Raw genomic sequence first — 10,317 nt, forward strand, 5'->3', positions numbered from 1 at the left:
ACGACGACGCGTCTGCGGCGGCGGATTGCCGGCTTCGGTTACAAATAAGAGTACCGACACGCGAGCGCCGCCGCAATGACGTTCCAACGAACCCGGTCCCGATGCGTTGGCGGGTGGAAGGGCCGGACGTGCGCGGTCGGGCGAGAGGGGCGTGTGGGAGCGGTTCGCTCAACGGCTCGCCCGATCGGCTCCCGCCCCGTCACGCCTCACTTCTTCTCGGGTACGACTTCGAGGAGCACCCACACCTTCGAGCCGAGGGGGGGGATCTTGTCGGTCTTGGCCTCGTAGGTGAGCTGGGCCTCGTCCTTGCTGATCTGTGCGGGGATCTCGAGCGTCGAGTACGGGAAGTTGGAGATGCTGAAGATGTCGCCCGTGTTGGCGCCGTAGTAGGGTTTGGCGTTCGGGTTGTCTGGGTCCTTGATGAACCGGCTGCCGGCGAACACCCAGTGGTGCGCCATCGGGGCCTTCTTCTTGGTGTCCCAGATCCACTCCTGGGCGGTGTGCGTGTGGAGCTTCCCTTTGTACTTGTAGTGGACGCTCACGTTCACGCGGCTGCCGGTCGCGGGGGTGTATTTGGCCTCTTCGGTCTTCGGGTCGACGAACCCGGTCGGCGTGCCGGCCTTGCCGCCGGCCGCGATGACGGCCCCGTGGACGAACTCGGCGTCGACGTCCACGCGCACGATGGCCTCGTGCTCCTTGGTGCCCTTCTTGCAGAGGAACTGCTCGAGCGGCCCTTCGCGGAGGCACACCTCGCACGCCAGCGCCGACCGAACGACCTTCGTCTTGTCTTTGCCGTCCGGGGCGACCTCGGCGAAGACGGCCTTCTTGTCCGGTGAAATCGGCACCAGCTTGTTGGCCTTGTCGAGCAGCGGGTACTCGGGAAGCTCTTCCGGTTTAGGCTGCTCCGGGGGCTGCGCCCCCACGGGGAGCGCTGCGGCGAGCGCCAGTGCAGCGAGGGCGCAACCGAGGGTCGTTTTCAGCATGTGGGGTGCCTCGCGGGAGGGGGGCAGGGTTCAGACTAGCACCGCGGGCCGAGCGGGCACAACGACAAAGTGTGGCCACCAACGGGCACCGGGCGCCCGCTCCGGGCCGCGAGAGTCGCCCCGGAGGGCCTCTGCGGCACGGGGCGGACGCCCGGTGCGATCGACAGGGTTAACTTACTTGCAGGGGCTGCAAGCGTCGCCGCAGTGGGCCGGCGGGCACGGGTCGCACGCGAGCCGGGTCGCGCACAGGTTGCTGAAGAAGTCGCGGATCGGCTTCGGCCGGTTCGGGTCGTTCAGCACGTTCCGCAGGCCGCCGCCCAGGCCGCTCGAGCAGATCGGCGAGCAGGCGTCGCCGCACGGCTTGGCCGAGCAGGCGTCACCCTTGCCGGCCGTGCAGGGGGTGCCGCACCCGCACGGGGCGGCCGGGGCCGGCACGTACCGGGCCTTCTTCACGACCACGTCCGTCGCCACTGTCACCGGGACCCGCTTGGTGACCGTCGTCGGCACCATCTCGGTGACGGTGCGGGGCACCTTCACCGTCACCGTGTACGGCACCTGCTTGGTCACCGTGTACGGCACGCACTTGGTCACCACTTCCTGCTTCATCGTGGTCACCTTGGTGGGGACCATCTTGACCACTTCTTCCTGCACGTTGCGGACGACCTTTTCCGCCACCCGGCGGTTCTCGGTCACCTGCACCTGGCGGGTGACGTTGTAGGTCACGTCGCGGCTCACCCGGAGCCCCTCGACGAACACCCGGCCGGGGCCGTCGGCGTCGTAGGTCGGGGCGTTCGGGTTGGCCAGCGCGCCCGGGCCGCCGCCCAGCACGTTCGCGCCCTTGTCGGCCAGGTCCTTGGCCGCCGCGTTCAGGGCCGCGGCGTCAACATACGCGCCCTGGGCGTTGCGCTTCACCTGCACCGGGGTGCGGACCACCTCGGTCGATTGCACGTTGCGGACCACCTGGGTCGGCACCTTCTCGACGACCGTCTTCTGCACGTTGCGGGTCACGGTCACCGGCACCTTCTCGGACACCACGGTCTGCACCTTCTTGGTAACCTGCACCGGCACCTTCTCGGACACCGTGCGCTTCACGTACACCGTTTCCTGCACCTGCTCGGTCACCTTGCGGCTGCGGGTCACCTGGCGGGTCTCGGTGGTCGCGGGGCTGCGCACCAGCTTCTTCTTGGTGCCGACCTGCTTCTGCACGGTGGTGCAGGTGCAGGGGTCGAACTCGCACTTGTAGACCGGGACGCACTCCCAGGTGAGCTTGCCGGGCACGCACACCGTCTCGCACACCGTTTCCGGCACGCACTTGGTGACGCACTTGGTCACGCACTGCGGCTCGCACACCGTCTTGCACACGGTCTTGTACTGCGTCTCGCACACGTCGTGGCAGACGGTGCGCTGGACGTCCTTGTAGCACGTCTCGGTGACCGGGACGCACACCGTCTTGCACACGTCCTTGATGACGGTCTCGCACACCGGCTTGCAGACGGTGCGGGTGCAGTCCTTGTAGTGCGTCTCGCACACCGGCTTGCACACGAAGAAGCACTCCTTGCGGGTGTGCGGCTCGCACACCGTCTTGCACACCGTGACCGGGCAGTCGCGGTAGACGGTCTCGCACACCTGCTTGCACACGGTGGTGCGGCACGGCTTCAGCACCGTCTCGCACACCGGCTTGCAGACGGTCTCCTGCACCTGCTTGTAGGCGGTCTCGTTGACCGTCTTGAAGCAGGTCTTCTCCTCACAGGCGTAGGTGGTCTTGGTGACCGGCTTCAGCACCGTCTCGCACGTGGTCTGGTAGCAGGTGTGGTACCGCTTCTCGACCACGCAGTCGTACACCACCTGCTGGCTGCACGGCCCCTGGCCGGCGGCAAAGTTGGTCTGGGCGTCGCACGGCGAACAGCCGTTGCCGGCCGCGTACTTGGTGGTGCCGAAGTGGCCCGCCAGGGCCACCGATCCGACGCTCAGGACCGCGACCGCCGCGAGCCAAGGAGCGCCCTTACGAATTGCCATGACCTGTCGCCTCCTGCGGTTCGATCGGTTCCCGCGCCGGCTCCGCGGCGCGGGTTCACGGCGGACTCCCTCGGCCGCCGCGGACCGTCCCGACTTGGTTGCCCCGTTCGCAACGACGAGCATGCCGAACGGCGGAATCCTGTCCCCCAGCTCGTCTGCCTCAGATATCGGAAGGGGGGCTCGCACCGAATGACGCGGCGGCGCGCCGCGGAGCCGATTCGCTGCCGCCGGGCGCCCGGTGGGGGCGCGTGTGCCGGGGGTGGCGACGGGGACGGTTGTGACGGGCGCGACGAGATGGAGGAGCCGGTTCCGGCGACACGGGCCGCAGCTTTGCGCGGGGCCGCCCTGACGCGGGTGTGGCCACACCCCCGCGCACCGCCCCGGATGCAGAGGTGCAAATGCGGCGTAATCCGTTTTATGCAAGAAACTTGCGTTGCGAAGCGGGCGGGCGGTGGCCTCACCGTTGGCCGGGCGCGGGGTCGGCTGCCGGCTCCAGGACGTGAGACGGCCAGTTCCGTTCGGCGCGCGTCGGCCCGCCCTACTTCGCCGCGACCGACCGGATCAGCCCGCGGAGCCAGCGGTGACCGGGGTCGGCGTCGAAGCGCGGGTGCCACACTTGGTACACCTCCAGCGGCTTCGTTCGCACCGGCAGCTTGAACGTGCTCAGGCCCAACAGCCGCACGCCCTCGTTCGCCAGCGCGGCCGGCACCGCCCCGACGAGTTGGTCCGAGCCGGCGACGGCGAACAGGGCGGCGGAAAATGACGGTACGACCACGGCGACCGTGCGCGCCAGCTTCTTGGCCCGCAGCGCGTCGTCGATCGGCCCCGCCCGGAGCCCGCGGCGCGACGCCGAGACGTGGGGGAATTCTGCGAACCGCTCGGCCGTGACCGCCGAGGCGGCCAGCGGGTGGCGCGGACCCACCACCCCGACGAACTCGTCGGCGAACAGCCGCTGGCTCTTCATCTCCGGCCCGGGCCGCCCGAGCGCCCCCACGTCCAGGTCCACCGCCCCCGACCGCAGGCTCTCGATGTCCTCGTCGCCCTCCGGCACGAACCGCAGCGTCACCCCGGGCGCTTCGGCCAGGACGCGCGCCACCAGTCGCGGCGCGTAGGCGCCCGCGAAGGCGTCGTTGGCGCGGACGGAGAAGGCCCGCTCCAGCGCGGACGGGCTCGCGTCGCCGTCCGGCCGGAACAGCTCCTCGGCCTGCTCCACCAGCGCCCGCACCCGGCCGCGCAGGGCGAGCGCCCGCGGCGTCGGCACCAACCGGCGGCCCGCCCGGACCAGCAGCTCGTCGCCCAGGGCCGTTCGGAGCTGGGAGAGCGCGCGGCTGGTGGCCGGCTCGCTCAGCTTGAGCCGGCGGGCCGCGCCGGCGACGCTCCCCTCCGCCAGCAGCGCGTCGAGGGCGAGTAACAGTTTCAGATCGGTGGGTTTCATTTTTCGCAATGACTCGTTGCACAACTTTCGGTTTATGAGGGGGATCGTGTGGCCGTATTATCCCACGCACCGGGGCCGCCGCAAGCGGCCCGGCGCCGACCGCGAACCGATTACCAGGAGAGACGACGTGTCCGCTTCGCAGCCCCCGTTCGAGCCGTCCGTGACCGTGTTCATGCTGGTGAAGACCGCGCCCGAGTGGCTCGGCTTCCCCGTGGACGAGCGGTTCCAACTGCTCCGCGAGCAGTTCACCCCGATCCTGCGCAAGCACGAGGGGCGGGTCCGGCTCCGGTTCTTCGACGTGGAGTTCTACTCGACCCGGGTGACCGACGTTTGGCTGTGGGACGCGGTGGACCACCACGCGTACCAGTTGCTCGTCGAGGACCTGCGCGAGACCCCGTTCTGGGACCGGTACTTTCAGATCGTTGAGATCCTGACCGGCGTCGAGAACGCTTACGCCCGGAACTACAACCGCGAGGTGTTCACCGTGTGACGCCGCGCCCGGCCCATCCGGCCCCGCGCCGCACCCGCCGGCGCGTGACCGGTTTCCTCGGGCGCTATGGAACCCGGGCGACACGATGGGCGGGCCGTGCAGGGGCAAAAAAGATACGAGCCGGCGGGCTCCGTGAGCCGCCGGCCGTGGGAACGTGTCGGTTTTGAAGAGAGCGGGGGCGGGTCCGGTTCGGGGGCGCTCCCGAGCCGCCGGGGGAATTCGTTCGGATGCGAAGCCACTTTGCGGGGGCCGGTCGTTCGTTGCGCCACCGGCCAGCACTCGGAGGCGTCGAGATACAAAGCACCCTGCGTGCCAAGCGGCGCCCGAAGGCCGGGAGCGGCCGCGACCGGCCGAGCAGGGGCACGAAGAGCGCGCCCCTTGTCGGGACGTTCGGACTGCAACTCGTTCACACCGCGCACCGCATTGCACTTGCGCGAGAAGGGCCGAGCGCACCGCCGCAAAACCTGACACGGAACCGACCGCGCCCCGGCGGGGCGGCCTGAATTGTGCGGTTTGTGCGGGCGATTACGATTGACACAGGGGCAGGAACTTGCGAGTTGTGGAGTATACGAACTGATGCGGCGGTGCGCGGGTCGTTCGTGCCCCCGCCGCTGCGACCCGCGCGCCGCACGTCTCCACGGCCCGCGCGGGCGGTTCCAGGTCCAGAGGCTCCGACGGCCATGATGCACTTCTCCTGTGACGTGTGCGGCAAGGACATGACCCGGGACGGAGCCGAACGGTATGTGGTGAAGATGGAGGCGTTCGCGAGCTGTGACCCCGGCGCCCTGACCGACGACGACCTGGAAACCGATCACATCGAGGAGATGGCCCGGCTGCTGAGCGACCTGGAAGAGGGCGAGGGCGCCCCGGAGCCCCCGCCGGCGTGCAAGAAGATGCGGTTCGACCTGTGCCCCGGCTGCTTCCGCAAGTTCGTCAACGACCCGCTCGGCCGGGAGAGCGCCGCCAAGTTCGACTTCAGTCCGAATTGAATGGCCATCAGTCAGATTTTTGATTTTCGGGCGCGTGCGCGGGGCGCCGGTACAAAACCCGGAACACAAAAACGCAAAACGCCGCCGGGCGTGTAGCATATCCCCGGCGCGCCCGGCGTGCGGGCGCCCCCCCGCACCCTCACGCACGGGCACCTTCAATGGCCCAGCCGCTCACCATCGTTATCTTCGGCGCCTCCGGCGACCTCACCTGGCGCAAGCTCATCCCGGCGCTGTTCAACCTGGCCCAGAAGGGCAAGCTGCCGCCGGAGGCGCGGATCGTCGGCGTGGCCCGCACCCCGTACTCGGACGACGCGTACCGCGAGGAGCTGAAGCCGAAGGTGGAGGAGATCCTGCCCAAGGGGCAGTTCGATGCGGCCAAGTGGGCGGAGTTCGCGGCCCGCATCCACTACGTCGCCACCGACGCCACCAAGCCGGGCGGGTGCAAGCCGCTGGCCGAGTGGCTCGCGGCCAACGAGGGCTCCGACGACGCGCGCCGGCTGTACTACTTCTCGATGGCGCCCAAGTATTATGCGGGCATCAGCAGCGCGATGGCCGAGGAGGGGCTGAACAAGAGCGACAAGGGGTACCGCCGGCTGGTCATCGAGAAGCCGTTCGGGGTGAACCTCGCGACCGCCAAGGCGCTCAACGACACGATGCACAAGAACTGGGACGAGAGCCAGCTCTACCGCATCGACCACTACCTCGGCAAGGACACCGTTCAGAACATTCTGGTGTTCCGGTTCGCGAACACCCTGTTCGAGCCCCTGTGGAACGCGCAGTACATCGACCACGTGCAGATCACCGTGGCCGAGAAGGTGACGGTGGCGGGCCGCGGCGACTACTACGACGGCAGCGGGGTCATGCGCGACATGATCCAGAACCACCTGCTCCAGATCCTCACGATGGTGGCGATGGAGGACCCGAACCGGTACAGCGCGGAGAACCTGCGGAACGAGAAGATGAAGGTGCTCTCGACCGTGAAGGTGCGGTCCGAGGCGGAGGCCCCGAAGGTGATGGCGCTGGGCCAGTACGACGGGTACCTGAACGTGGACGGGGTGAAGCCGGACTCGAAGACCCCGACCTACGCCGCGATCAAGGTCGAGCTGGACAGCCGCCGCTGGTACGGCGTGCCGTTCTACCTCCGCAGCGGCAAGGGGCTGAAGGCGCGGTACAGCGAGGTGCTCATCCAGTTCAAGTGCCCGGCCCGCCTCATGTTCCCGCTCCCGCCGGGCGAGACGCTCCAGTGTAACCGGCTGCGGATGGTGATCCAGCCGAACGAGTCCATCTCGATCAACTTCCAGACCAAGGTGCCCGACGTGGACGGGGTGTCGCTGAAGCCGCACGACCTCACGTTCGACTACAAGAAGGCGTTCTCCGACCAGGCGCTGCCGGAGGCCTATGAGCGGCTGCTGCTCGACGCGATCCAGGGGGACGCGAGCCTGTTCATGCGGGCCGACGAGATCGAGCGGGCGTGGGAGATCATGGACCCGCTGATCGCGGCGGCCGAGCACGCCGCGCAGCAGCCCGAGAAGTACGCGGTCGGCTCGAACGGCCCCGGCGGCGCCGATAAGCTGCTCGACTGCTGGCAGCCCATCGGCTGACGCCCGGCGGGCGCACCTCGCGTTGACGCCCGCGGGCGCGGCGCGGTACCACTGACGGCTCGTGCGACCCCGCAGGAGCCTTCCGGTGACACTCGACCTTCCGGTGATCGTGCTGTGCGGCGGGCTCGGAACGCGGCTGCGTTCCGCGGTGCCCGACCGCCCGAAGGCGCTGGCCCCGGTAGGGGGCGGGCAGCCGTTCCTCGAAGTGCAGTTGGAACTCCTGCGCGATCGCGGGGCGCGGCGGTTCGTGCTGTGCGTCGGGCACATGGCCGATCAGATCGAGGCCGCGCTGGGCGACGGGCGCGGCCTGGGCATCCACATCGACTACGTTCGGGACGGCGAACAGTTGCTCGGCACCGCGGGGGCTCTGAAGCGGGCCGAGTCCCACTTCGCCCCGGCCGCGTTCGTCACGAACGGGGACACGTACACCGACGTGGACCTCGGCCAGTTGCTTCAGGCGCACCGCGCGGCACGTGCGGCGGGGGCGGTCGCGACGCTCACGCTCGCCCGGGTGGCGGACGCGGGGCGGTTCGGTTCGATCGAATTCGCCGACGGGCGCGTCACGCAGTTCCGCGAGAAGGAGCCGGGTGCGGTGGGCGGCGGGTGGGTCAACTCGGGCGTGTACGTGATCGAGCGCGAACTGCTCGCCCGCGTGCCCGCGGGGGAAGTGGTGTCGCTCGAACGGGACGTGTTCCCGGCCGCTTTGCGCGACGGGCTCACGCTCGCGGCGTTCCCGCAGGAGGCCGCGTTCCACGACATCGGCACGCCGGACGCGCTCCGGGCGTTCGTGGCGCGCCGGGAGCCGACCCATGTCGCGTGACGCCGTGTTCCTCGACCGCGACGGCACCCTCATCGAAGAGGTCCACTACCTCGCGCGCCCGGAGCAGGTGAAGCTCATCCCCGGGGCGGCCGATGCCGTGCGCCGGCTCAACGCCGCGGGCGTGCTCGTGGTGGTGGTCACGAACCAGGGCGGTGTGGCCCGCGGGTACTTCCCCGAAAGCCGGGTGACCGAAGTTCACGAGCACCTCGCCGCGCTCCTCGCTCAGCAAGGGGCGCAGGTTGACGCCTTCTACTACTGTCCGCACCACCCCACCGAAGGCAGTGATGCGTACCGCGTGGTGTGCGACTGCCGGAAGCCGCGGCCCGGGATGCTGCTGGCCGCCGCACGAGACCTCGACATCGAACTGTCGCGGTCGTGGATGATCGGCGACAAGCCGTGCGACGCCGGAGCCGGGCACGCCGCCGGGTGCCGCTCGCTCCTCGTGCGCACCGGACACGGGGCAGACCTCCCGGACGCCGTGCCCGATCTTGCGGCCGCGGTTGCTGTCTGGGAGCGGCAGCGCACGGCACCCGCGGTTTAGAATGGGCGACTGGTCGCGGCTTCTCTTCGGGCCTTGTGAGTCTCACATTCACGAAGACAGATTTTGACAGGATCGACAGGATTTACCGGATGAAGACGGAACCCAGCCATTTCCAGTTGGTGTGGCGGCGCGGCGGTTGGTGTTTTGAGTGTGGTCCGCTCACTCCGTGAGCGGTCGCTCGGGGTTATCGAATGAGCGTTGCGCACAACGCCGGAGCCGGCAAGCCCGCGGAGCGAATCGGATGCGCGGAGCGACCGCTCACGGAGTGAGCGGACCACCTTAACGGCCAAAACCACGCGGCGCGAACGTGAAACTGCTGGGATCGGTCTTAAATCCTGTTTATCCTGTCGATCCTGTCAAAATCTTCTGGCTATCTCCATCGCGCTTTGGGCCGGTCGTCCCGGCCCGAGCGGAACTCATTCCTCCCGGCGTGCTTAGCGACGAACGCCCGTGCGGCTACAATTGGCGCCATCCCCTGAGGAGCGCCGATGCGCAAGCCGTTCGCGATCTACCACGAACACCCCGACTGGTTCCGCCCGCTGTTCGCGGAACTCGCCCGCCGCGAGATCCCTTACGTTCAACTCGACCCGCGGGCGCACGTCTACGACCCGAGCGAGAAGCAGTCGCCGTACGCCCTGGTGTTCAACCGGATGAGCCCGTCGGCGTACCTGCGCGGCGGGGTGCAGGGGATGTTCTTCACGGTTGCGTACATGGCGCACCTGGAGCGCCTCGGCGTACCGGTGGTGAACGGCGTGAACGGGTTCTCCATCGAGCTTTCCAAGGCCCGGCAGCTCACGCTGCTCGAATCGCTCGGGCTGGGCTATCCGAAGGCGCGGGTCATCAATCACGCATCAAAGGCGGTGGACGCGGCGGACGGGTTGCGGTTTCCGGTGGTGGTGAAGGCGAACATCGGCGGCAGCGGCGCCGGGATCGTGAAGTACCTCGGCCGCGAATCGCTCGCCGAGTCCGTGGCCGCGAATCAGGTCGATTTGGGCGTGGACCACACCGCGCTGGTTCAGGAGTTCGTCCCGGCCCGCGGCGGGCACATCACGCGCGTCGAAACGCTCGGCGGGAAGTTCCTGTACGCGATCAAGGTCTACACCACCGGCGAGTCGTTCAACCTGTGCCCCGCGGACATCTGCCAGCGCGCCGACGGGGTGGAGTTGGTCCGCGCCGCGTGCCCGATCGACGCGCCCAAGACCGGCCTGAAGGTCGAGGGCTACATGCCGCCCCCGGAGGTTATTGCGGCCTGCGAGAAGATCATGCAGGTCGCCGAGATCGATGTCGGCGGCATCGAGTACATGATCGACGACCGCGACGGCCGGATCGTTTACTACGACATCAACGCGCTGTCGAACTTCGTCGCCGACGCGCCGAACGTGGTCGGGTTCGATCCGTTCGCGCGGCTGGTCGATTACCTCGTGAAGCGGGCCGGCTGACGT

At 68.7% G+C, this 10,317-nt stretch carries 9 protein-coding genes; 6 read left to right on the forward strand and 3 right to left on the reverse strand.

Annotated features, from left to right (window positions below; genetic code table 11):
• Positions 1–206: 206 nt before the first annotated feature.
• The 3 genes from R5W23_RS20855 to R5W23_RS20865 form a co-directional block, all read right to left on the reverse strand.
• Entirely contained in the window at positions 207–983 is a 777-nt protein-coding gene (locus R5W23_RS20855; protein WP_320687953.1) for a YdjY domain-containing protein, read from the reverse strand.
• Between the two features lie 174 nt (positions 984–1,157).
• Positions 1,158–2,999, reverse strand: coding sequence for a hypothetical protein (locus R5W23_RS20860; RefSeq protein WP_320687954.1), 1,842 nt, complete (start codon positions 2,997–2,999; stop codon positions 1,158–1,160).
• A 538-nt stretch (positions 3,000–3,537) separates the two neighbouring features.
• A complete protein-coding gene (locus R5W23_RS20865) occupies positions 3,538–4,434 on the reverse strand; it encodes a LysR family transcriptional regulator (RefSeq protein ID WP_261185736.1) in 897 nt (298 codons plus the stop codon).
• A gap of 127 nt (positions 4,435–4,561) precedes the next feature.
• On the opposite strand from R5W23_RS20865, the gene R5W23_RS20870 reads away from it, so the two are divergent.
• The 6 genes from R5W23_RS20870 to R5W23_RS20895 all read left to right on the forward strand — a co-directional run bounded on the left by R5W23_RS20870 (position 4,562) and on the right by R5W23_RS20895 (position 10,314).
• Positions 4,562–4,924 carry a darcynin family protein gene (locus R5W23_RS20870; RefSeq protein ID WP_261185737.1) on the forward strand — a complete coding sequence of 121 codons (363 nt, stop codon included), beginning with the start codon at positions 4,562–4,564 and terminating at the stop codon, positions 4,922–4,924.
• A gap of 683 nt (positions 4,925–5,607) precedes the next feature.
• Entirely contained in the window at positions 5,608–5,913 is a 306-nt protein-coding gene (locus R5W23_RS20875) for a hypothetical protein (RefSeq protein ID WP_320687955.1), read from the forward strand.
• Between the two features lie 158 nt (positions 5,914–6,071).
• On the forward strand, positions 6,072–7,514 hold the full coding sequence (gene zwf, locus R5W23_RS20880) for a glucose-6-phosphate dehydrogenase (protein WP_261185739.1): 1,443 nt from the start codon (positions 6,072–6,074) through the stop codon (positions 7,512–7,514).
• 85 nt (positions 7,515–7,599) lie between these two features.
• A complete protein-coding gene (locus tag R5W23_RS20885) occupies positions 7,600–8,334 on the forward strand; it encodes a nucleotidyltransferase family protein (RefSeq protein WP_320687956.1) in 735 nt (244 codons plus the stop codon).
• The gene (locus tag R5W23_RS20890) at positions 8,324–8,875 is read left to right on the forward strand and encodes a D-glycero-alpha-D-manno-heptose-1,7-bisphosphate 7-phosphatase (protein WP_320687957.1); all 552 of its coding nucleotides are present in this window, start codon (positions 8,324–8,326) and stop codon (positions 8,873–8,875) included. The genes R5W23_RS20885 and R5W23_RS20890 overlap by 11 nt, the downstream gene beginning before the upstream one ends.
• Before the next feature lie 488 nt (positions 8,876–9,363).
• On the forward strand, positions 9,364–10,314 hold the full coding sequence (locus R5W23_RS20895; RefSeq protein WP_320687958.1) for an ATP-grasp domain-containing protein: 951 nt from the start codon (positions 9,364–9,366) through the stop codon (positions 10,312–10,314).
• Positions 10,315–10,317: the final 3 nt, after the last annotated feature.

The organism is Gemmata algarum, from assembly GCF_034097035.1.
GTDB classification, from domain to species: domain Bacteria; phylum Planctomycetota; class Planctomycetia; order Gemmatales; family Gemmataceae; genus Gemmata; species Gemmata algarum.

Bases quoted from the DNA above. Each gene is read 5' to 3' on its own strand.
- R5W23_RS20890 (WP_320687957.1), top strand. From the start codon at position 8,324: ATGTCGCGTGACGCCGTGTTCCTCGACCGCGACGGCACCCTCATCGAA.
- R5W23_RS20860 (WP_320687954.1), bottom strand. From the start codon at position 2,999: ATGGCAATTCGTAAGGGCGCTCCTTGGCTCGCGGCGGTCGCGGTCCTG.
- R5W23_RS20875 (WP_320687955.1), top strand. From the start codon at position 5,608: ATGCACTTCTCCTGTGACGTGTGCGGCAAGGACATGACCCGGGACGGA.
- R5W23_RS20865 (WP_261185736.1), bottom strand. From the start codon at position 4,434: ATGAAACCCACCGATCTGAAACTGTTACTCGCCCTCGACGCGCTGCTG.
- R5W23_RS20895 (WP_320687958.1), top strand. From the start codon at position 9,364: ATGCGCAAGCCGTTCGCGATCTACCACGAACACCCCGACTGGTTCCGC.
- R5W23_RS20855 (WP_320687953.1), bottom strand. From the start codon at position 983: ATGCTGAAAACGACCCTCGGTTGCGCCCTCGCTGCACTGGCGCTCGCC.
- zwf (WP_261185739.1), top strand. From the start codon at position 6,072: ATGGCCCAGCCGCTCACCATCGTTATCTTCGGCGCCTCCGGCGACCTC.